Annotated in this window: 17 protein-coding genes and 1 riboswitch; of the genes, 11 read left to right on the forward strand and 6 right to left on the reverse strand. The window is 71.5% G+C overall.

What is annotated here, in order from left to right:
* The first annotated feature begins 4 nt into the window (after positions 1-4).
* The 3 genes from JEQ17_RS18740 to JEQ17_RS18745 are packed head-to-tail and all read left to right on the forward strand — an operon-like array spanning position 5 to position 3,137.
* Positions 5-1,357, forward strand: a complete 1,353-nt coding sequence (locus JEQ17_RS18740; protein ID WP_200396312.1) for an SWIM zinc finger family protein — start codon at positions 5-7, stop codon at positions 1,355-1,357.
* Complete coding sequence (locus JEQ17_RS50495; protein WP_267924787.1) at positions 1,351-1,485, forward strand: hypothetical protein; 135 nt, start codon at positions 1,351-1,353, stop codon at positions 1,483-1,485. The genes JEQ17_RS18740 and JEQ17_RS50495 overlap by 7 nt, the downstream gene beginning before the upstream one ends.
* Complete coding sequence (locus tag JEQ17_RS18745; RefSeq protein WP_234048263.1) at positions 1,482-3,137, forward strand: DUF5691 domain-containing protein; 1,656 nt, start codon at positions 1,482-1,484, stop codon at positions 3,135-3,137. Before JEQ17_RS50495 ends, JEQ17_RS18745 begins: the two co-directional genes overlap by 4 nt.
* Positions 3,138-3,303: 166 nt before the next feature.
* On the opposite strand, the gene JEQ17_RS18750 is transcribed toward JEQ17_RS18745, so the two are convergent.
* Positions 3,304-3,705, reverse strand: coding sequence for a cobalamin B12-binding domain-containing protein (locus JEQ17_RS18750; RefSeq protein WP_200396313.1), 402 nt, complete (start codon positions 3,703-3,705; stop codon positions 3,304-3,306).
* Between the two features lie 539 nt (positions 3,706-4,244).
* Here JEQ17_RS18750 and JEQ17_RS18755 point away from each other — a divergent pair.
* A complete protein-coding gene (locus JEQ17_RS18755; protein ID WP_200396314.1) occupies positions 4,245-5,210 on the forward strand; it encodes an esterase/lipase family protein in 966 nt (321 codons plus the stop codon).
* Between the two features lie 379 nt (positions 5,211-5,589).
* Positions 5,590-7,287 carry a M23 family metallopeptidase gene (locus JEQ17_RS18760; RefSeq protein WP_200396315.1) on the forward strand — a complete coding sequence of 566 codons (1,698 nt, stop codon included), beginning with the start codon at positions 5,590-5,592 and terminating at the stop codon, positions 7,285-7,287.
* Positions 7,288-7,432: 145 nt separating this feature from the next.
* Here JEQ17_RS18760 and pcrA read toward each other — a convergent pair whose 3' ends face one another.
* The gene (gene pcrA / locus JEQ17_RS18765; RefSeq protein ID WP_200396316.1) at positions 7,433-9,925 is read right to left on the reverse strand and encodes a DNA helicase PcrA; all 2,493 of its coding nucleotides are present in this window, start codon (positions 9,923-9,925) and stop codon (positions 7,433-7,435) included.
* A gap of 428 nt (positions 9,926-10,353) precedes the next feature.
* Positions 10,354-10,525: riboswitch (cyclic di-AMP (ydaO/yuaA leader) on the forward strand.
* Between the two features lie 7 nt (positions 10,526-10,532).
* On the opposite strand from pcrA, the gene JEQ17_RS18770 reads away from it, so the two are divergent.
* Positions 10,533-11,690, forward strand: a complete 1,158-nt coding sequence (locus JEQ17_RS18770) for a C40 family peptidase (RefSeq protein WP_200396317.1) — start codon at positions 10,533-10,535, stop codon at positions 11,688-11,690.
* 63 nt (positions 11,691-11,753) lie between these two features.
* On the opposite strand, the gene JEQ17_RS18775 is transcribed toward JEQ17_RS18770, so the two are convergent.
* On the reverse strand, positions 11,754-12,107 hold the full coding sequence (locus tag JEQ17_RS18775; protein WP_189837204.1) for a hypothetical protein: 354 nt from the start codon (positions 12,105-12,107) through the stop codon (positions 11,754-11,756).
* Positions 12,108-12,578: 471 nt separating this feature from the next.
* Between JEQ17_RS18775 and JEQ17_RS18780 the strand changes: the two genes are divergently transcribed.
* Positions 12,579-13,646, forward strand: coding sequence for a C40 family peptidase (locus tag JEQ17_RS18780; RefSeq protein ID WP_200396318.1), 1,068 nt, complete (start codon positions 12,579-12,581; stop codon positions 13,644-13,646).
* A gap of 262 nt (positions 13,647-13,908) precedes the next feature.
* Complete coding sequence (locus tag JEQ17_RS18785) at positions 13,909-14,604, forward strand: hypothetical protein (RefSeq protein WP_200396319.1); 696 nt, start codon at positions 13,909-13,911, stop codon at positions 14,602-14,604.
* Here the strand turns inward: JEQ17_RS18785 and pdxR are convergent.
* Positions 14,490-16,199, reverse strand: a complete 1,710-nt coding sequence (gene pdxR / locus JEQ17_RS18790) for a MocR-like pyridoxine biosynthesis transcription factor PdxR (protein WP_407700062.1) — start codon at positions 16,197-16,199, stop codon at positions 14,490-14,492. The genes JEQ17_RS18785 and pdxR overlap by 115 nt on opposite strands.
* Positions 16,200-16,228: 29 nt before the next feature.
* Between pdxR and JEQ17_RS18795 the strand changes: the two genes are divergently transcribed.
* Positions 16,229-17,074 carry an L-histidine N(alpha)-methyltransferase gene (locus JEQ17_RS18795; protein ID WP_200396320.1) on the forward strand — a complete coding sequence of 282 codons (846 nt, stop codon included), beginning with the start codon at positions 16,229-16,231 and terminating at the stop codon, positions 17,072-17,074.
* A 2-nt stretch (positions 17,075-17,076) separates the two neighbouring features.
* Here the strand turns inward: JEQ17_RS18795 and JEQ17_RS18800 are convergent, their stop codons facing one another.
* Positions 17,077-17,940 (reverse strand): response regulator transcription factor, encoded by an 864-nt coding sequence (locus JEQ17_RS18800; RefSeq protein WP_325176269.1) that lies wholly within the window; start codon positions 17,938-17,940, stop codon positions 17,077-17,079.
* Positions 17,937-19,220: an ATP-binding protein gene (locus tag JEQ17_RS18805; protein WP_200396321.1), complete on the reverse strand. Its 1,284-nt coding sequence runs from the start codon at positions 19,218-19,220 to the stop codon at positions 17,937-17,939. The genes JEQ17_RS18800 and JEQ17_RS18805 overlap by 4 nt, the downstream gene beginning before the upstream one ends.
* 211 nt (positions 19,221-19,431) lie before the next feature.
* On the opposite strand from JEQ17_RS18805, the gene JEQ17_RS18810 reads away from it, so the two are divergent.
* Positions 19,432-20,898 (forward strand): PspC domain-containing protein, encoded by a 1,467-nt coding sequence (locus JEQ17_RS18810; protein WP_200396322.1) that lies wholly within the window; start codon positions 19,432-19,434, stop codon positions 20,896-20,898.
* Complete coding sequence (locus tag JEQ17_RS18815) at positions 20,885-21,142, forward strand: hypothetical protein (RefSeq protein WP_200396323.1); 258 nt, start codon at positions 20,885-20,887, stop codon at positions 21,140-21,142. Before JEQ17_RS18810 ends, JEQ17_RS18815 begins: the two co-directional genes overlap by 14 nt.
* Positions 21,143-21,290: the final 148 nt, after the last annotated feature.

Raw genomic sequence — 21,290 nt, forward strand, 5'->3', positions numbered from 1 at the left:
TGACATGACTCAGCAGGGGGTGCGCTGGACTGCGGATCAGGTGCTGGCACTGGCGCCTGACGCAGCGTCACGCAAGGCGGGCAGCAAGCTCGGCGCGGCAGGGCCGTGGTCGGAGGCGGGCAGTTCTGACGAGGGGACGGTGTGGGGACTGTGCAGGGGAAGCGGCAGCAGGCCGTATCGGACGGTGATAGACATCGCGGACTCCACCGGGCCCGCGTACAAGTGCAGTTGCCCGAGCCGCAAGTTCCCGTGCAAGCACGCGCTGGGGCTGCTGCTGCTCTGGGCGGGCGAGGACGGCACAGTGCCACGGGGGCAGGTGCCGGACTGGGCGGAGGAGTGGACGGAGGGGAGGAGGAAGCGCGCGGACGACAAACGGGCGGCGAGTGCGGCGGGTTCCCCGGCCTCGGGTGATCCGGAGGCCGCGCGGCGCAGGGCTGAGCGGCGGGCCGAGCACATCACCGCGGGGGCCGCGGAGTTGGAGCAGCGACTGGCCGATCTGCTCCGGGGCGGCCTGGCCACGGCGGAGCAGGCGGGGTACGGGCTGTGGGAGGAGACGGCGGCCCGGATGGTCGACGCGCAGGCGTCCGGACTTGCGGCGCGTGTGCGGGAGTTGGGGTCGATACCGTCGTCGGGCCCCGGCTGGCCGGTGCGATTGCTGGAGGAGTGCGCGCTGCTCCATCTCCTCGACCAGGGCTGGCTGCGCCGCGAGCGGCTGCCTGACGGCCTGGCCGCGACGGTCCGTTCACGGATCGGGCTGACCGGCTCGGCGGCCGGCCCCCCGGTCCGCGACCACTGGCTGGTCCTGGCCCAGTACGAGACGTCGGACAGCCGCCTCACCACCCGTCGCATCTGGCTGCACGGGACGGAATCGGCGCGCCCGGTCCTGCTCCTGTCGTACGGGGCGGCCGGCCGCGCACCCGAACTGGCCCTGCCGGTCGGGCTCGCGCTCGACGCCGAGGTGTCCGCATATCCGGGGGCGGGACAGCTACGGGCCGCGCTCGGCGAGCAGTTCACGCCTCCGGCGCCCACGGCGATCCGCCCACCGGGTGTGAGCGTGGCGCAGGCGGCGGCCCGTTACGGCGAGGCGCTCAGGGACGACCCATGGCTGGACTCCTACCCGGTGACGCTCGGCCGCGTCATACCCACCCCGGACGGCGACACCTGGCAACTGGCCGACGCCGACGGCGAGCTGGCGCTTCCGCTCACCCCGGCGGCCCGGTCCGGCTCGGGCCTGTGGCGCCTGGTCGCCCTCTCCGGCGGCACACGGGTAACGGTCTTCGGAGAGTGCGGCCACCGTGGCTTCACACCCCTCACGGCCTGGCCGGAGGGCCCGGGCGAGGCGGTGCCCCTGTGCTGACGACGACACCCGACACCGCTCCCGGCCCCTCACCGCCTACGGGCCTGACCGATGCGACCGACCCGACCGATCTGACCGATCTGACCGACGTGACGGACCTGGTGGATCCATGGAAGGGACTCACATGAACAGGACCCCCGCTCCCACCGGGACGGCCTCCGACACGGCCTCCGCGGACGCGTCCGGCGGAAGCCGCTGGGAGGAGCTCGTGACCGCGGCGCTCCTCGGGACAGCGCGGCGTACACCGTCGGGGATCCCGGCCGGACGGGAGGCACCGACGGCACTGCTGGACGCGGCGGCCGTGGAGACCGTGCGGCGGCGGGCCGGTATGCGGCCGGGCCGGGCCGCGGCCCGGGTGGAGCCCGCGGCGGCGGACCCGCGTCCGCCGTTGCCGCCCGCGGCCGCGCGCAGACTCGCCATGCTGCTCGCCGACCGGCCCGGGACGGGCGGCGGCAGTGGCGGCCGCAGAGGGTCGGCTCCCGATCTCATGGAGCTGCTGCCCCAGTGGCTCACCACGGCGAACCGGCGTGGGTTCGCGCCCCGCCCGGAGTCACTGCCCGCGCTGCTGGACGCGGCCCGGGGGCGTACGGATCTGCGGCCGGCGGTGCTGGCCTTCGCGGGGCCGCGCGCGCTGTGGCTGGCCCGGCTGAACGCGGACTGGCGGTTCGCGCTGCGCTCGACGCCGGGCGGCGGGGCAGCTCTGCCCGGGCCCGAGGAGCCCGATCGCATAAGGGAGTTGTGGGAGGAGGGGCTGTTCGCCGAGCGGGTCGCGCTGCTCTCAGGGATACGGGCCCGGGACGCGGCGGCCGCGCGGGACCTGTTGGCCACCACATGGGCGACGGAGCGGGCCGAGGACCGGCTGATGTTCCTCGACTCGTTGCGGACGGGGCTGTGCGCGGCGGACGAGCCGTTCCTGGAGCGGGCGTTGGCCGACCGGAGCCGCAATGTGCGGGCCACGGCGGCGGAGTTGCTGTCCGCGCTGCCCGGTTCGGCGCTCGCCGGGCGGATGGCGGAGCGCGCGGTGTCCTGCGTGGCTGTCGACCACACCCAGAGCACGCCGACGATAGCGGTCGAGGCGCCGCACGAGTGCGATCCGGGCATGGAGCGGGACGGAGTCGTCCCCAACGCTCCGGCAGGGCGGGGTGAACGGTCCTGGTGGCTGGGCCAGTTGGTCGAGGCGGCACCACTCGATACGTGGTCGAGGCGGCTCGGGGGACGTACGCCGGAGGAGATCGTGGCGTTGCCCGTGGCGGACGACTGGCAGAGCGAGCTGCATGCCGCGTGGTGCCGGGCCGCGGTGCGCCAGCGCGACCCTTCCTGGTCCAGGGCGCTGCTGGGAGTTCCCGCCGCACCGGAGGCGGGCGGACCGGGGGCGGTGTCACTGGCCGAGCGGGCCAAACTGCTCGGCACGCTGGGGGCCGCGGAGCGGGCCGACTGGGTGGCCGGGTTCATAGCCGTGCACGGTCTGTCCGAGGCGTTCCAGCTGCTCGGAGTGTGCACGGTGCCCTGGTCGGGCCCCTTGGGGCGGGCCGTGGTCGACGCCCTCAACATCGCGCGCGACGCGGGCAGTTATCCATGGAGTTTCAGCGGAGTCATGGGCCTGGCCGAACGCTGCCTGGACCCTTCGGAGGCCCCCCACCTCGAAACCCTCACCGCCATCCCCGACGAACCGGAAAACGCGGCCCCCGGCGCCGGCGGCTACTGGGCGGAATCCTTCCAACGCCTGGTCACAACCTTGCGCCTACGAGCGGCGATGCAGAGAGAACTCACGGAGGAGTAAGCACCCAGGCGTCGGCCGAACCACGACACCGACTCGCAGCACCCTGCAACGGCCTCACCCCACCCACCTCCAAGGGGCGCGGGGAACTGCGCGACCAGCCCCCACCAACCCGCACCCACAACACAAGCCAAGCCACCCACGCACCCCCCGCCCACCTAGCGGAGCGCTACCGCACGTTCGTGCGAACCCACTCCACAATCGACGCCGTCGTAGCCCCGGGCGTAAAGATCTCCGCCACACCCAGCTCCTTCAACGCCGCGATGTCCGCCTCCGGAATGATCCCGCCCCCGAACACCTTGATGTCCTCCGCATCGCGCTCCTTCAGGAGCCGAATCACCGCGGCGAACAACGTGTTGTGCGCGCCGGACAGGATCGACAGCCCGATCGCGTCGGCATCCTCCTGGATCGCCGTGTCCACGATCTGGTCGGGCGTCTGGTGGAGACCGGTGTAGATGACCTCCATGCCCGCGTCCCGCAGCGCCCGCGCGATCACCTTGGCCCCGCGGTCGTGGCCGTCGAGCCCCGGCTTGGCCACCACCACACGGATCGGACCGGCTGCCACACCCATCACTGCCTCCATGAACCGACTTCACCGATCTACCGACCCGGGGAGATCCACTCGGACCTGTATCGACTGATAGCACCCGAGGGCCGAGACGGCGACTCGCCGCCACCGCCGTCACGTCAGATATGCCCCGGTGGCACAGCGGCCCCGCGCGACACGGCCCGGGAAAGTGAACGAACGTTATCGCCACCATCCCGCAACCGGCAGTTTCACGGTGTGGACCGAGGGGGAAATCACACGGTGGGACAAGTTCGCCGCGCACCGGTCCCGCATCACGCGGCACATGGGCCGCAGCCTGCGGCCGATGGACCGCAGCCGAACCGGGGCGCAAGGGGAGCCGCTACGAGGTCGCCGCACCGCCGCGCCGTCAGCCGCGCGGCACGGTGGTGCGGCGCATCGGCGATCGCACGACGACGGGCACGCCCGCCGCTCCACCGGCGTCACACGCGCCGCACGTGCACCTCGCCATCCTCGTCACCGGCTTCCCACTAGGGCACACGGGGGACGGAGTCGTACCCCCGTGCGCCGACGGGAGGTCGGCCATGAAGGTCACCAGGGCAGTGTCGCCCCTTCTTCCGCTCTGCCAGCGCCTGCTCCCCGGCAGAATCGCCGGACTCTCGCTGGCTCTCCTGAAGGCGACAGCCCTGGAGATCGCGATCCTCGCGGGCCACCTCCTCCTCTATCCGACCGGCATCACCCCCGAGCGCCGCCCGGCCCCGAACCCACCCGGGACCCCGACCGACCTGACCGACTCGACCGACACAGGCACACGTACGGGCACGGACACACGTAAGGGCACCGGCACAGGCATCGACGGCACCCCCGACACCACCCGGCTCCCCACCCCCACCAGGCCCCCGGTCGTCCTGCTGCACGGCTTCATCGACAACCGTTCCGTCTTCGTGATGCTGCGCCGCTCGCTGGCCCAGCACGGCAGGCAGCAGATCGAGTCGCTCAACTACTCCCCGCTGACCTGTGACATTCGGACCGCCGCCGAGCTGCTCGGCCGGCACATCGAGGAGATCTGCGAGCGCACCGGCCGTCACGAGGTGGACATCGTCGGGCACAGCCTCGGCGGACTGATAGCGCGTTACTACGTGCAGTGCCTGGGCGGTGACGTCCGCGTCCGGACCCTCGTCACACTGGGCACGCCGCACTCGGGAACGCGGGTCGTCCCGCTGATGAACGCGCACCCGATCGTCCGCCAGATGCGCCCCGGTTCCGGAGTGCTCGACGAGCTGTGCCAGCCGGCGCCGCACTGCCGTACTCGGTTCGTGAGCTTCTGGAGCGACCTCGACCAGTTGATGGACCCGCTGGAGACCGCGTGCATCGAGCACCCGGACCTGCTTGTCCAGAACGTGCGGGTGAGCGGGATCGGGCATCTCGCCCTCCCCGTGCACCCGGCCGTCGCGGCCGGCATCCGACAGGCACTGGACGCCGAGGAGACGGAGGCCCGCCCGGCCGCCGCTCGCCCCGCCGCGCACGCCGACGGCCTGACGGTGGCGTGACCGACTGACCGTTGCGTGACGGTGGCGTGACCGACTGACCGTTGCGTGACGGTGGCGTGACCGACTGACGGTGGCGTGACCGAGAGCGTCACCACGGGGAGTGCGCCAACCGGAAGCGGCGGAGCGCAAGCGGCGCAAAAGGGAACCGGCACAACCGGAACCCGCCGCCGAACCCGTTCAACCGGCTCCGAGGACCGACGTTTCTTCGAACATTCATCGAACGCCAGGCCAAAGCTGTGCCCGCCCTCCGCCGAAAGACGGCCGAATGCCCGTTTCCTGAGAGGAGGAAAGCCGCCGAAGATTGTCGCGCCCTCGTACCGCCGGGTACAGTCGCCGCACTGCTCTGCCAGCCCCTGTCGTCGAGGCGAAAGAGAAGTTGGTGAACGACCGTCACCCGTCGGGGACCGCAACTCCCCCGGCTCCGGCTCCCGAGGCCGCCACGACGCATTACGCGTCCTATGGCGAACAGGGCGTCCAGTACGGCGACTTCACCACGTACGACGGCTACTCCGCCACCGGTTTCGACGCCAACGCCACCGGTGCGTACGGCGCGACGGGCAGCTACGACACGACGGGCGCCTACGCGACGACGACCTTCGACACCGACCCTCTGTTCGGCGACCTCCCCGGCAACGGCGGCGGAACCGACGGCAGCGGCGCGGGCACGGGTTCGTACGACGCCACCCAGTGGGCCACCGGCAGTCACCAGACCCTGAACTACGACCCGTACGCGGCCCAGCACCACGCCGCGTTCGAGACCGGCAGCTATGACACGAGCGGTGTCTGGCAGAACGCCGGTTACCAGCAGCTCGGCGAGATCCCGACGCAGGCCGGGAGCCCGGACGGCACCGGTCAGTGGGACGCGAACGCCTGGCTCCAGGCCGATCCGGTCGACCCCACCCAGCAGTGGACCGCGCCGACCTTCGAGACCGGCACGTACGACGCGACGGCGTGGAACTCGGACGGCGGCGACCAGAACCGGACCCAGGTCCAGCCGCAGCCCCAGGTCCAGCCCCACCATCAGGCGCAGGCCGAGCACGAGTCGTATCCGACCGACCAGCACACGTCGTACGACCACCACGAGGCCTACGACGGGCACGAGTCGTACGAGCAGCAGGCCACCACCACCTTCGAGCAGGTCCCGTACGAGGAACAGGCCACCGCGGACGGCGAGTTCACCCCCTCCGACGACGCCGACGCGGACTCCGCCACCGATGGCCACAGCCACGCCCACGACGAACCCGCACCCTTCGACGACGTCGAGGAGACCGCCTCCGTCGCCACCGCCGCCCCGGCCGGCCGCTCCGCGTCACGTGCGGCCGGCCGTTCCGCGCCCCGTTCCCGCCGCCGCACCCCGCCGAAGCGTTCCGCCCTGCTGACGGTCGCCGTGCCCTCGGCGTGTGTGATGGGCGTGGCCGGAATCGCCGCCGCGTCCGTGACCGGCGGAAGCAGCAGCAACGACGACGTGCAGACGACGGCCGCCGCGCCCGACGCGAGCGCCGTGAAGCCGGCGGCAGCGAACAACCAGCTGGACACCCAGCTCGAGAACCTCTCCGCGGACGCGGACGACTTCGCCGACCGGGCGAGCCGTACGCAGGAACGTATCGACTTGAAGGCCCAGCAGGCCGCCCAGAAGCAGAAGGCGGCGGCGGAAGCGGCCCGCAAGGAGCGGCTGCGGCCGAAGTTCGCGCTGCCGGTCGCGCAGCACGGGCTCAGCGCCTACTACGGACAGGCCGGCATCAACTGGATGTCCGTCCACACCGGCATCGACTTCCCCGTCTCGTACGGCACGACGGTGATGGCCGCGACCGACGGGACCGTCCGGACGCAGTGGAACAGCGCGTACGGGAACATGGTCATCGTGACGGCCAAGGACGGTACGGAGACGTGGTACTGCCACCTCTCCACGTACAAGGTCGCCTCGGGTGCCGTCGTGAAGGCCGGGGATCCGATCGCGTACTCCGGGAACTCCGGGAACTCGACCGGTCCGCACCTCCACTTCGAGGTGCGTCCGGGTGGTGGCTCGGCGATCGACCCGCTGCCGTGGCTGCGCAGCCACGGGCTGGACCCCTCGTAGGGGAGCGCCGACCGGAGCCGGAGTCCTGGGGGCTGCGCCCCCAGACCCCCGAATCGGCCTGAACGGCCTCGTCCTCAAACGCCGGACGGGCTGAAAGTGATGGGCCCGCCCTTCAAGTAGCCCCCGTGGCCATTGCCCTTGAGAGCTACAGCTTCTCCACCGGCGCGTACCGCAGCAGCAGCCTCTTCGGCTTCTCCTCGCCGAAGTCGACCGTCGCCTCCGCGTTCGCACCGGTGCCCTTCACCCCGACGACCGTGCCGAGGCCGAACTGGTCATGGGTGACGCGGTCGCCGACCGCGAGGGACACCACCGGCTTGTCGGTGGCGCCGCGTCGGGTGGCGAAGCCGGACGCGCCCGAGGCGGCCGAGCGGGAGCGCGAGGAGGACAGGGAGGCCGCCACGCCGGACACCGGGCCGGAGGAGACCGGGCCCAGGGAGCCCGTGCGCTTCCACTCCAGATGCGTGTCCGGGATCTCCTCCAGGAAGCGGGACGGCGGGTTGTACGAGGGCTGGCCCCAAGCGCTGCGCATCGAGGAGCGGGTGAGATACAGCCGCTCCCGCGCGCGCGTGATGCCGACGTACGCGAGCCTGCGCTCCTCCTCCAGCTCCTTGGTCTGGCCGAGGGCGCGCATGTGCGGGAAGACGCCGTCCTCCATGCCGGTCAGGAACACCACGGGGAATTCGAGGCCCTTGGCGGTGTGGAGGGTCATCAGCGTTATCACGCCGGACCCGTCCTCCTCCTCGTCCGGGATCTGGTCGGAGTCGGCGACGAGCGCGACCCGCTCCAGGAAGGCGGAGAGCCCGCCCGGTGCCTCACCCTCGCCGGCCTCCTGCTCGAACTCCAGGGCCACGGCGGCCAGTTCCTGGAGGTTCTCGATGCGGGTCTCGTCCTGCGGGTCGGTCGAGGCCTGCAACTCGGCGAGGTAGCCGGTCCGTTCGAGAACCGCCTCAAGGACCGTCGCCGGGCCGGCGCCCGACTCGACGATCGTGCGGAGGTCCTCCATCAGGGTGTTGAACTTCTTGACGGCGTTCGTCGAGCGGGACGCCATGCCGTACGCCTCGTCCACGCGGCGCAGCGCCTGCGCGAAGCTGATCTTCTCGCGCTGGGAGAGCGCGTCGATCATCGCCTCGGCGCGGTCGCCGATGCCGCGCTTGGGGACGTTGAGAATGCGCCGGAGCGGTACGGAGTCCTCGGGGTTCGCGAGCACGCGCAGGTACGCGAGGACGTCACGGACCTCCTTGCGCTCGTAGAAGCGGACGCCGCCGACGACCTTGTAGGGCAGGCCGACGCGGATGAAGACCTCTTCGAAGACACGGGACTGCGCGTTCGTACGGTAGAAGACGGCGACGTCGCCCGCCTTCGCGTCGCCCGCGTCCGTGAGCCGGTCGATCTCGTCGGCGACGAACTGGGCCTCGTCGTGCTCGGTGTCGGCGACATAGCCGGTGATCTGGGCGCCCGCGCCCGCGTTGGTCCACAGGTTCTTGGGGCGGCGCGACTCGTTGCGCTCGATGACCGCGTTCGCGGCGGTGAGGATCGTCTGCGTCGAGCGGTAGTTCTGCTCCAGCAGGATCGTCGTCGCGTTCGGGTAGTCCTCCTCGAACTGGAGGATGTTGCGGATGGTCGCGCCGCGGAAGGCGTAGATCGACTGGTCCGCGTCACCCACCACGCACAGCTCCGCCGACGGGAGGTCGTGCTCACTGGGCGGTACGTCGACCGGGTGCTCGGAGGTGCCGACGAGCTCGCGCACAAGGGCGTACTGCGCGTGGTTCGTGTCCTGGTACTCGTCGACCAGGACGTGCCGGAAGCGGCGGCGGTAGTGCTCGGCGACGTCCGGGAAGGCGCGCAGGAGGTTGACCGTCGTCATAATCAGGTCGTCGAAGTCCAGCGCGTTCGCCTCGCGCAGGCGTGACTGGTACATCGCGTAGGCCTGGGCGAGGGTCTTCTCGAAGCCGTCGGCGGCCTGGGCGGCGAAGTCCTCCTCGTCGATCAGCTCGTTCTTCAGGTTCGAGATCTTGGCGCTGAACGACTTGGGCGGGAAGCGCTTGGGGTCGAGGTCCAGGTCACGGCAGACCAGGGCCATGAGGCGCTTGCTGTCGGCGGCGTCGTAGATCGAGAAGGAGGAGGTGAAGCCGAGCTGCTTCGACTCGCGCCGCAGGATCCGTACACACGCGCTGTGGAACGTCATCACCCACATCGCGTTGGCGCGCGGGCCGACGAGCTGCTCGACGCGCTCCTTCATCTCGCCCGCGGCCTTGTTCGTGAAGGTGATCGCGAGGATCTGGCCCGGGTGCACCTTGCGCTCGCCCAGCAGGTGGGCGATGCGATGCGTGAGCACACGGGTCTTGCCGGAGCCCGCGCCGGCCACGATGAGCAGCGGCGAGCCGTGGTGGACCACCGCCGCGCGCTGGTTCTCGTTCAGCCCGTCCAGGAGCGCGGCCGGGTCCACGTGCGGCCGGGGGGCGCCGTCGCGGTAATACCCGTCCCGACTCGGCGGCACGTCGAAGTGGCCGCCGAACAAATCGTCCGGAACGGGCTCCGACTCCGGTGCCTCGTCCTCGGGCGGCGGCGGGGGCTCCTCCTCGTGGGCCCGCGAGGGCTTGAGGTCCGCCAGGAAGCTGTCATCAAAGAGGCTGCTCATCGCTCTCCGAGTCTAGGCGTCCCCACTGACAGCGTGCCGCCACCCTTGAAACTTGGCGGATCGCTCCAGCGGGGCTGCGGGTATGTCGGGCCGCCCGCCACCGGCCCCGTCACCCTCCGCAGGATGCCCGTGACGATCCGCGATCAGGCGGTCGACCTGCGGCTTCGCCGGAAACCCGGAACGCCGTATCGCGGGTGCGGGTCGGCTGTGGCTGGTCGCGCAGTTCCCCGCGCCCCTTCGGGGGCCACCGTCGGCCCACTTCGGACAACTCTCCGTAGATCATCCCTAATTGACCACGGGGAGTCGGCCTCAAAGCTAAGGTCACGAAAATGTATCGGGCATATCGCGCATCAAACTTCACAGGGGCCACAGGAATTAGCTAACTTTTATGTGGGCCGCACGACCCGCACCGGCGAACACGCCGGGCCGAGCGGCCTCCGCCGAGTCCGGTACGCCCTCGTGGCCGACGGAGCCGGGGACCCAACCGAACTTGGGGTGAATCGGTCCAACTCCCTTCGGGGAAACGGACCGTAGGGCAAACCTTCCGGAGCACCCGCCCGAACCCGACAGCTAACTCGGTAGGCGGATGACGGAAGGAGACGCCCTCGTGGCGCCACACCGCAAGTCCCGGCCCCCCAGTCCGATGGGCATACGGACTCCGGCCATCGCCACCGCGGCCCTGACCTCGGTGGCCCTTCTCTCCCAGACGGCGAACGCGGCCCCCTCCGAGGAGCCCAGGCCGAGCCTCGAGGAAGTCGAGAAGAAGGTCGACGACCTCTACCGCCAGGCGGAGACGGCCGGCGAGAAGTACAACGCGGCCAAGGAGAAGACCACCAAGCAGAAGAAGCGCGTCGACACCCTGCTCGACGACGTGGCGCGCCGCACGGAGAAGCTCAACGACGCGCGCGAGGAGCTCGGTACGTTCGCCGCCGCGCAGTACCGCACCGGGGCCGCCGCCCCCGACACCGCCTCCCTGCTCCTCGCGGACAACCCGCAGGACTACTTCGACCAGACCCAGCTGATGGACCGGCTCACCAGCCGCCAGAAGCAGTCCGTCGACGACTACGTGACGCAGCAGACCGCCACGACGGAGAAGCGGCAGGAGGCGTCCGAGAGCCTGGAGACGCTCACCAGGACGCAGAGCTCGCTGAAGACGTCCAAGGCGGACGTCCAGCGGAAGCTCGCCACGGCGCGCGACCTCCTCTCGAAGCTGACCGCCGAGGAGAAGGCGCGCCTCGCCGCGATCGAGCGGCAGAAGCAGGAAGAGGCTCAGCGCAAGGCGGACGAGCTGGCCCGGCAGCAGGCGGCCGACGCCGAGCGGCGGCGCCAGGAGGCGGCGCAGGGCACCGGGACCTCCACGGGCTCCGGGAGCGCCTCGGGCACCTCCGGGTCGGGCTCCGGCTCCGTCGCCTCCACCGCCAAGGCCGGCAAGGCACTCGCCTTCGCCCGCGCCCAGATCGGCAAGCCGTACGTCTGGGGCGCGAGCGGCCCCGGCTCGTACGACTGCTCCGGGCTCACCCAGGCCGCCTGGAAGGCCGCCGGTGTCACGCTCCCGCGGACCACCTGGGACCAGGTCAAGACCGGCACGACGGTCTCCGTGAACAGCGCCCAGCCCGGTGACCTGGTCTTCTTCTACGACGACATCAGCCACGTCGGCATCTACATCGGCGACGGAATGATGATCCACGCGCCCAAGCCGGGGGCGTACGTCCGCGAGGAATCGATCTTCTACATGCCGATCCACAGCGTGGTGCGCCCGGCGTGAGGGGCTTTTCGTAGACCTGTTCTCCGCTCAGGTCCCTCAGATCCTTCAGGCCCTTCAGGCCCTTCAGGTCCAGAGCACCGCGATGAAGATGTTCGCCGTGGTGAGGCCGCCCACCAGGCCGAACAGGCTGTTCTCCACCTTCTCCTCGTCCCGTTTCACGTACACGAGGCCGAGGATCACGACCAGCAGGGCGAGCTTCACGCCGATCTTGATGTTGTTGACGGTCTGGTCGTCGGCCTGGTTGAGGCCGACCAGGATCGCGCCGGTGACCAGCATGGTCAGCGCGCCGTGGAGCATGGCGGGGCTGAAGCGGGCCGTGCCGTCACTCATGGCCTTCAGCTGCGTGAGAAAGCCGCCGAGGAGGGACGCGATGCCGATGATGTGCAGGGCGACGAAGACATGAATGAGTACGTCCATGAGCCCGGACACTAACCAAACGCCTCCACACCACCGCGCACCGCCCCCGGCCTCGCACACCCGGCCCCGCGGGCCCCTGGCGACTCCCACGCCACACCCCGGCGGAGCCCATAGCACCGGATCGGCGGCCGTTTCCCCACAACCCGCTCATCGGTCACCGCATCACGTCAAGTCGGTGGCCCCGGGCCCGGATCGTGGTCGTACCCGGTCAGCTCATGTCCGAGTCCCACCACTTCCGTACATGCCGTTACCCCCGCCGCGGTCCCAGGTTTAGCGTCCTTCACCAGGTGACCGGCTCCCCACCACCGCCCGGGTCAGGGGCGGCATCCGGACACCACCGCCGAGAAAGGTCCGGCGGCGGCCCGCTCCCCCTGTGCGGGCCGCCGCCGGACGTGCAACCGGCCCCTGAGGGGCCGCCGCCGCGGGACGCACCAAATCCACGGCGGCCGTACGGAAGGACGTGGATCGCACGTGGCAGCGCACCGCAAGCCGAGACAGCGCTCAGTCGGCGGCAGTACGGCCCGCACCGCCTTCACCATCGCGCTGGCGGGCGCGGCGAGCGCGACCGGGTTCGAGGGGACGGGAACCGCCGCCCCGGAGCTGACACCCGCTCAGGTCAGGGCGAAGGTCGACAAGTTGTACCAGGAGGCGGAGGTCGCCACCGAGAAGTACAACGGTGCGAAGGAGAAGTCGACGAAGACGCGGGGCCGCCTGGACACCCTTCAGGACGAGGCCGCGCGCAGGACGCAGCGGCTCAACTCCGAGCGGGACGCGCTCGGTTCGCTCGCCGCCGCGCAGTACCGGGACGGCGGCGTCGACCCCGCACTGGGGCTCATGCTCTCCTCCGACCCGGATCAGTACCTGGAGGGGGCCGCGTTCGCCGAGCGGGCCGGCAGCAGGCAGGCCTCGAAGGTGTCGCGCGTACGCCGACAGCTGCGCGAGATCGAACAGTTGCGCGGCGCCGCCCATGTCGAACTCACCTCGCTCAAGGAGCGGCAGGCGGAACTGAAGCGGCACAAGACGACCGTCACGGGGAAGCTGGGAGAGGCGCGGGATCTGCTGTCGCGGCTGTCGGACTCGGACCGGGCCCGCATCGGCGCCGACGACGCGGACACCGCCCGCGCCTCACGTTCCGCCGCGGGCCCGCGCGACCTGGGCGGCGGCGCCGGTTCGTCGGCCACCGCACCCAACTCCCGTGCGGCGACCGCCATTTCATACGCGTACGGGAAACTCGGCAGCCCGTACGTGTGGGGCGCCACCGGACCCGACGCCTTCGACTGCTCGGGGCTGATGCAGGCCGCGTACCGCGCCGCGGGGATCGAACTGCCCCGCACGACGTACGCGCAGATCAACGCGGGCCAGCGTGTGTCGCGGTCCGAACTGCGCCCCGGCGACCTGGTGTTCTTCTACTCGGGCATCAGCCATGTGGGGCTGTACGTGGGCAACGGGCAGATGGTCCACGCGCCCAATCCGTCGGCGCCGGTGCGGGTGGCGCCGATCGACGAGATGCCGTTCGCGGGTGCCACGCGCGTGGCGTGAGCCGGCCGGCGAACAGGCAGGGGCTGCAGGCAGGGCTACAGGCGGGAACAGGCAGGGATCAAGTGAAGAGAGCGGGGGAGTTCAAGCCGTTCGGGCATCGGTCCGGCTTGGATGGGCATCGCAGGGGTACTGCGGCGGGTAGCGTCGGCGTGGCACTGTTCGACATGCCGCACCGCACGGTCGCGATCCGCTCCGGTCTCATCCGCCTCGCTCCCTTCCGTTCCGTTCCGCCTGGTTCGCCGTCGCCCTCCCGAAGGATTCAATGCCCGGCTCCACGCTGCCGCCGCCTCCGCCGCCGCCCGCGTACATCAGCGGCTGGCCGGACAGGTCGGCGCTGCTGGCGGACCGCGGGCGGGCGTTGGAGGAGCTGCGCAGACGCAGTCTCGGAGTGCACCGGGTGCTGCTGCTGTGGCTCCTGGCGGTCGCGGCGATCATCGGATGGGCGCTGCTGGTACTGCCGTTGCAGCAACTGGAGCAGCGCGATCCCACCGGGTTCATCCTGGGTCCGCTCTTCGCGGTCCTCGGTCTGGCCTCGCTGGCACCCTCCGTCGTGGCCGTCGTACTCGCCGTCCGGCGGGACCGCCATATCAGCCAACTTCTCGACGCCTGGCTGCGGTTGGACAGCCATCCGCCCACCGACGACCGCCTGCGCTCCTCCGGCCTGAGTCTCTTCTGGCTGCTCTCCTCGCTCACCGTCTGCGCGTTCGGGCTGTGGACGTCGTTCGCGGGGGTGGCGGAGGCGAGGCCCGAACATGACGCGTACAGCGATGTGGTGCTCGTGATGGGGATCGGCTTCATCCTCTGGCTGACCGGTCTGATCGGCGTGGTGAAGGCCGTACGGCACTATCGGTGGGCCGTGCGGGTGTTGGGACCCCGGGTACCGGTCGGGCAGCGGACAACGGCCTCGCCCAGCACGGCGATCCCCTCCTCGATCGCCGACACCGAGGACGCCGCGTAGCCGAGCAGCAGCCCCGGCGGGCCGCCCGGCCGTTGACGGTGCCAGGAGAGCGGGTGCACCTTGACGCCACGGGCCAGCGCGGCGGCGGCGAGGTCGGTATCCCTGAAGTCCCCGGTTCCGGGTCTGTCGTCGGTTCCGGCGCTGTCGTCGGTTCCGACAGTGCCATCCCCGCCGAACGTGATCAGCAGATGCAGTCCGGCCGCGGCCCCGTGCACCACCGCCCCCGGCAGACACTCCCGTATCGCCGCGATCATCGCGTCCCGCCGACGCCGATGGCGCCGCCGTACGAGCCGCAGGTGCCGTTCCAGTTCGCCCGACTCCATCAGCCGGGCCAGCACGAGCTGGGGCAGAACCGCGTTGCCGAGGTCGGCGTACCGTTTCGCGGCGACCAGGGCCTCCCGGTATCGCGCGGGCGCCACCACCCATCCCATCCGCAGGGCGGGCGCGAGCAGCTTGGACACGCTTCCGGCGTAGCAGACCCGCTCCGGGAGCATCGACCGCAGCGCGGGCACGGGCGCCCGGTCGTAACGGTGCTCGGCGTCGTAGTCGTCCTCCACCACCAGCCCGCCGTCCCCGGCCCACCGCATCAGCTCCCGGCGCCGCGCGCCCCCGAGCACGACCCCCGTCGGAAACTGGTGCGCCGGGGTCAGCAACACGGCCCGGTGGTCCCGCAGTTCGGAGACGAGGACGCCCTCTCCGTCGACCGCCACCGGGGGCGTACGCATCCCCTGGTTCCGCAGATGCTGCCGGACCCCGAGCGACCCCGGGTCCTCCACGGCGATCTCCTCGATGCCGTCCTCCCGCAGCACCCGCCCGATCAGCGCGAGCGCCTGCGCGGTCCCGGCGACGATCAGTACGTCACCGGCGTCGACCCTGATCCCCCGGTACCGCCCCAGCCACCGGGCGACAGCGCGCCGCAGCTCCTCGGTCCCACGCGGATCCCCGTACCCGAACCCGCCCGCCGCCAGCTCCCCGAACACCCCACGCTCGGCCCGCAGCCAGGCCGCCCGCGGAAACGCCGCGAGATCCGGCACCCCGGGCGACAGATCGATCCGCGCCGCCGCCGTACGGATCAGATCGAAGACGTCATCACCGGGCGGGTTGCTGAAGGGGGAGGACGGAGTGGAGGGGGACGGGGACAGGGACGGAGGGTACGGGAAGGGGGCGGACGGGGAGGGGGCGGACGGGGAGGGGGCGTACACGGGCTCGGCGTAAGCGAGCTGCCCCGAACCGACCTCATGATCCCCGGCACCGGAGCCCGGAGCCCTCACCGTCCCCACCACCGTCCCGCCCCTCCCCCGCCCTTCCACCTGCCCCTCCTCCGAGAGCCGCCGGTACGCCTCGGTCACCACCCCGCGCGATACGCGCAACTCCGCGGCGAGCACCCGAGTCGCCGGAAGCCGGCTGCCGACCGGCAACCGCCCGTCGGCGACGGCCTGTCGCAACTGCCCGGCCAGCCACTCGGCCCGCCCACCGAACGGCGCCTCACGCACATCGAGTTGGAGAAAGTCGGAGCCGGAGACAACCGAACCCGAGCCGAAGCCCGACTCCCCCTCTATGGCCCCATCAACAGCACCCTCTTTGGACCTGTCCACAGGACCATTCTCGAACAAGGCTCGCAGCCATGACCACAAGCGCCGACCCCATCGACTACGTCCACGGCTACTCCCCTCACGAGTCCCGCCGCCTCGGCAACCAGGCAAACACCCTCGCGGAACTGCTCCACGCCGGCACGGCGTACCCACCGGGCAGCAAGGTCCTGGAGGTGGGCTGCGGGGTGGGTGCCCAGACGGTGCACCTGGTCGCGGCGAGCCCGGAGGCCCGCTTCACGGCGGTGGACATCTCGGCCACCTCGCTGGCCCAGGCCCGCGCCCGCGTCACGGCCGGGTTCCCGGACGCGCTGGTCACCTGGCACCGGGCCGACCTCTTCGAACTCCCTTTCAAGGGGGACGAGTTCGACCACGTCTTCGTCTGTTTCGTGCTTGAGCACCTGCCCGACCCGCGACGGGCCCTGACCGCCCTGCGCCGCGTCCTACGTCCCGGCGGCACCCTCACCGTCATCGAGGGCGACCACGGCTCGACGTTCTTCCACCCCGACAGCACGTACGCCCATGCCGCCATCGACTGCCAGGTCCGGCTCCAGCAGGCGGCGGGCGGAAACGCGCTGCTGGGCCGTCAACTGCACCCGCTTCTCACCACCGCCGGGTACGAACACGTCGACGTCCGGCCCCGGCCGGTCTACGCCGACAGCTCCCGCCCGGCCCTGGTCGAGGGCTTCACCCGCAACACCTTCATCGCGATGATCGAGTCCGTACGGGAGGACGCCCTGGCCGCGGGGCTCATGACCCCCACGGACTGGGATCACGGCCTGGCGGACCTGCGCCGCACGGCAGACCCGGACGGCACCTTCCACTACACGTTCTTCAAGGCCGTGGCCGTGAACCCCTCGAACGTGGCCGTGAACCCCTGACGTCAGACCAGCCGTCGGGCCGTCGCCCACCGCGTCAGCTCGTGCCGGTTCGACAGTTGCAGCTTCCTCAGGACCGCCGAGACGTGGGACTCGACCGTCTTGACGGAGATGAACAGCTGCTTGGCGATCTCCTTGTACGCGTACCCGCGGGCGATGAGGCGCAGGACCTCCCGCTCGCGCTGGGTGAGGCGGTCCAGGTCCTCGTCGACCGGCGGGGCGTCCGTGGAGGCGAAGGCGTCGAGGACGAAGCCGGCCAGGCGGGGCGAGAAGACCGCGTCGCCGTCCTGGACGCGGAAGACGGAGTCGACGAGGTCCGTGCCGGTGATCGTCTTCGTGACATAGCCACGGGCGCCGCCCCGGATCACCCCGATGACGTCCTCCGCGGCGTCCGACACGGACAGCGCGAGGAACCGCACCGGCTGCTCGGCGTCCGCCATCAACGGCGAGCAGCGGCGCAGGACTTCGACCCCGCCGCCGCCCGGGAGGTGCACGTCCAGGAGGACGACCTCGGGGCGGGTCGCGGTGATGACCGTGACGGCCTGGTCGACGTCGGCGGCCTCGCCGACCACCTCGACGCCGGTCCGCTCGGTCTGCCCGATCTCCGCCTGGACTCCCGTACGGAACATGCGGTGGTCGTCGACGAGGACCACGCGCACGCGTCGTCCGGGCGCGGCGGCCGCCTGATCGGGGGCGCCCGCAGGGTCGGGGGCCGTGGCGGCCCCGGACGGCGCGCCGGCCCCGAGCGGCGCTTCGGCTCCGGCCGAACCGGCCGCACCGGTCGGCGTGGCAGGGCCGCCGGCCGTGCCCGCGCCGGTCGTGCCGGCGTCCGGCCCGGCCGCTCCGGTCGGTTCGTTCGCGTCGCTCATGTCTCCGCCCTCTCCATCTCCAGCTCGACCTCCGTGCCGCCGTCCGGCACCGCGCGCAGCCGCGCCGTACCGCCGTTGCGCTCCATACGGCCGATGATCGATTCTCTGACGCCCATGCGGTCGCCGGGTATCGAATCCAGGTCGAAGCCCGGACCTCGGTCGCGGACCGACACGAAGACGGTTCTCCCCTCGACCTCGGCGAACACCTGCACCGCGCCGCCCTCGCCACCGTACTTGGCCGCGTTCACCATGGCTTCCCTCGCGGCCTGCATCTGCGCGCCGATCCGGTCGTCGAGCGGGCAGTCGCCGACGACCACGACCTCGATGGGGACGCCGTGCTTGTCCTCCACCTCGGCGGCGTTGCGCTTCACGGCCTCGGCGAGCGTGCCGGGCTCGTCGTCCTCGTCCTTGCCGGTGCCCTCGGGCTTGTAGAGCCAGTTGCGCAGGTCGCGCTCCTGGGCGCGGGCGAGGCGTCGCACCTCGTTCGCGTTCTCTGCGTTTCGCTGAATCAGGGTCAGGGTGTGCAGCACCGAGTCGTGGACGTGGGCGGCGACCTCCGCCCGCTCCTGGGCGCGGATGCGCATCAGGCGCTCCTCGGAGAGGTCCTGGGTCATGCGGACGAGATACGGGCCGGCGAGCAGCGCTATACCGACGAGGACCGCGAGCGCGGCCTGGAGGACAGATCCGAGGTGGGCGGCGGAGCCCTGCAGGACGAAGATCGCGGAGACGCCCGTGGCGACGAGCAGGACACCGGCCGCGGAGCGGAGCAGGGTGATCGTGCGCTTGCGGCGGCCGACCTCCATCCAGCGGGCCCGCCGCGCGTTGTCCGCCTGGCGCCAGACCAGGGCGACGCCCGCGCCCACAAGGACGGTGGGCCAGAGATAGGCCTTGGCTCCGCCGCTCAGGTCCACATTGCCGACGAAGATCATGGCCACCACGACCATGGCGAGCAGCGCGACGATCTGGCCCTTGTCGGGCTTGCGGGCGACGAGTCTGCGGCGGCCGTCGGGCGCGGTCTCGGTGGCGAGGGCGGGGGGCCGCTCGGCGTCCACACCGCCGATGCCGAGCGGGACGAAGAACCAGAACGCCGCGTACAGCAGCGCGCCGAGGCCGTCCGCCATCATCAGGCCGACGAAGACCAGCCGCACCCAGATCACGGGCAGCCCGAGGTGGCCCGCGAGCCCCCGCGCCACCCCGCCGAGCCAGCGTCCGTCACTGCTGCGGTAGAGCTTGCGCGGCGGCCGCGGGTCCTCGACGGTCAGGGTTGCGGCTTCCGGCATGCCATCGATGTTCACACGCCGGACGGCGCCGGGCATCAGGGTCGACCCCCTAGACTCCCCTGATCTTCGAATCGGCTCGGGGGTCTCCTCCGAATCGGCGCGCCATCCCCTCGGTGATCACCGCGTGAGGGTCCGGCCCAGGGTCGATTTCAGGGTTCGGCCAGGGTCGTACCGACTCCCTTCCGGCCGTCGCGGCCGTCACCATGGACACATGACAGATCACCAGCACGCCGCGGCGGGTCCGGGACCCGGCTCCGGCCCGGCCGGGGGCTCGATCCCGGGGGCGGAGCCGCAGGACGCCGTGCCCGCGGCGGGCGCCCGGGCGACCGCGGGTGAGGAGCCGCGCGCGCCCGGGGAGCCGCCCACGCCGGGGAGTCCGGTCACGCCCGGGGAGCCCGGTGTGCCCGGGGTCCCGCGGAAGTTCCGGCGCGACCCGCGGCAGAAGATGGTCGGCGGTGTGTGCGCGGGGCTCGGGCGGCAGTGCGACATGGACCCGGTGATCTTCCGGATCGTGCTCGCCGTGCTCTCGGCGACCGGCGGCCTCGGCCTCATCTTCTACGGCTTCGCCTGGCTCTTCGTCCCGAACGACGACGAGGACGAGAACGAGGTGCGCAAGCTCCTCACCGGCCGGGTGGACGGCCAGGCGCTGGCGGGCGTGCTGTTCGCCCTGGTCGGCTGCGGTGTGTTCCTCTCCATGCTGAGCAACAGCGGCGTGTTGACGTTCGCGACAACGCTCTCGCTGCTCCTCGCGGGCGCCGGGTACTGGTCGCGGCAGCGCGCCACGGAGGACCCCGACCCGCTCGCCGCGCAGGCCGTCGCCGACGCGCCGCCGGAGGCGCAGGCACCGCCCGTCCCCGCCTCGTTCCCGCCCTGGTGGCGCGAGCCCATCGTCAAGGACGGCACGTATGTGGGCGGCACGGGCTATCTGTGGGGCCCCAAGGACGTGCGTGACCGCGACATCGCGGCGGCGATCACCATCGCGCACGGCGGCGGCCATGTCCGGGACATACGGACCCGGGCGCCCAAGCCGCCGGGGCCTCGCGGCATCGGTGGCCGGGTGTTCCTGTTCGCCCTCGCGGCGGGCCTGCTCGGTACGCGCCTGACCTGGGACGACCGCGCGCTGGGCGCCAGCCTGCAGACCGGCCTGGCCTGCGCGCTCGTCGTGCTCGGTCTGGGCATCGCGCTCAGCGCGTTCCGGGGGCGCACCGGGGCGGGCTCGATCTTCCTCGCGATCGTCACGGCGGGCCTGCTGGCCTGCTCGGCGGCACTGCCGAAGGACATCAGCACCCACTGGGTGCGTACGGACTGGACACCCGCGACGGCCGCCGCAGTTCAGGAGCACTACGACCTCGGCACCGGTGTCGGCACGCTCGACCTCAGCCGGATCGACGTGGCCAAGGGCAGGACCGTGACGACGAACGCCGAGGTGGGACTGGGACAGCTCAAGGTGATCCTGCCCAAGGACGTGACGGTGAAGCTGGTGATCGAAGTGGGCGTGGGCGACATCCAGTTGCCGGGCGACGACCAGCAGGACGTGGACGTGGCCCCGGGCAAGCACAAGCAGCTGACGCTCTCCCCCACGGGAGAGGGCACGGACAAGGCCAAGGCGGGCGGCACGCTCGACCTCACCCTCGAAGTCGGCATCGGACAGGCGGAGGTCACCCGTGGCACGTCATGAGTTCCAGCCCGGCCGCCTCGTCGCGGGCTTCTTCCTCACGCTCACGGGCGTCGTCTACGCCGGAGACGCGGGCGACGCCTGGGACACCCCGTGGTTCGTGGTGATCCCCCTGGTCACGGCCGGCCTCTGCCTGGCAGCCGCGGCAGGCACCCTGTCCCACGAAATCCGCCGCCGGCGGCGCCGGGCGCTTCTCGCCCGGGAGACGCAGGGCTCCCGGGCGGACGAGCAGATACCGGGCCGGTAGTCCCTCGCGCACCCCGGCGCAAGCACAGCGACGCGCCGACGGCTGCGGCTGCGGCTGCGGCTGCGGGGAATGCGGTACCGCGCCCCTTGAGGGGCGCGGGGAACCGCGCGACCAGCCCCCACCGGCCCGCGGGTTGATCACCTCGCCG

Origin of the sequence: Streptomyces liliifuscus, from assembly GCF_016598615.1 — a bacterium.
In the GTDB taxonomy this organism is placed as follows: Bacteria; Actinomycetota; Actinomycetes; order Streptomycetales; family Streptomycetaceae; genus Streptomyces; species Streptomyces liliifuscus.

Excerpts from the sequence above, each read along its gene's own strand:
- JEQ17_RS18740 (WP_200396312.1), top strand. The coding sequence starts at position 5 with ATGACTCAGCAGGGGGTGCGCTGGACTGCGGATCAGGTGCTGGCACTG.
- JEQ17_RS18745 (WP_234048263.1), top strand. The coding sequence starts at position 1,482 with ATGAACAGGACCCCCGCTCCCACCGGGACGGCCTCCGACACGGCCTCC.
- JEQ17_RS18750 (WP_200396313.1), bottom strand. The coding sequence starts at position 3,705 with ATGGGTGTGGCAGCCGGTCCGATCCGTGTGGTGGTGGCCAAGCCGGGG.
- JEQ17_RS18755 (WP_200396314.1), top strand. The coding sequence starts at position 4,245 with ATGAAGGTCACCAGGGCAGTGTCGCCCCTTCTTCCGCTCTGCCAGCGC.
- pcrA (WP_200396316.1), bottom strand. The coding sequence starts at position 9,925 with ATGAGCAGCCTCTTTGATGACAGCTTCCTGGCGGACCTCAAGCCCTCG.
- JEQ17_RS18775 (WP_189837204.1), bottom strand. The coding sequence starts at position 12,107 with ATGGACGTACTCATTCATGTCTTCGTCGCCCTGCACATCATCGGCATC.
- JEQ17_RS18785 (WP_200396319.1), top strand. The coding sequence starts at position 13,909 with ATGCCCGGCTCCACGCTGCCGCCGCCTCCGCCGCCGCCCGCGTACATC.
- JEQ17_RS18795 (WP_200396320.1), top strand. The coding sequence starts at position 16,229 with ATGACCACAAGCGCCGACCCCATCGACTACGTCCACGGCTACTCCCCT.
- JEQ17_RS18800 (WP_325176269.1), bottom strand. The coding sequence starts at position 17,940 with ATGAGCGACGCGAACGAACCGACCGGAGCGGCCGGGCCGGACGCCGGC.
- JEQ17_RS18805 (WP_200396321.1), bottom strand. The coding sequence starts at position 19,220 with ATGCCGGAAGCCGCAACCCTGACCGTCGAGGACCCGCGGCCGCCGCGC.
- JEQ17_RS18810 (WP_200396322.1), top strand. The coding sequence starts at position 19,432 with ATGACAGATCACCAGCACGCCGCGGCGGGTCCGGGACCCGGCTCCGGC.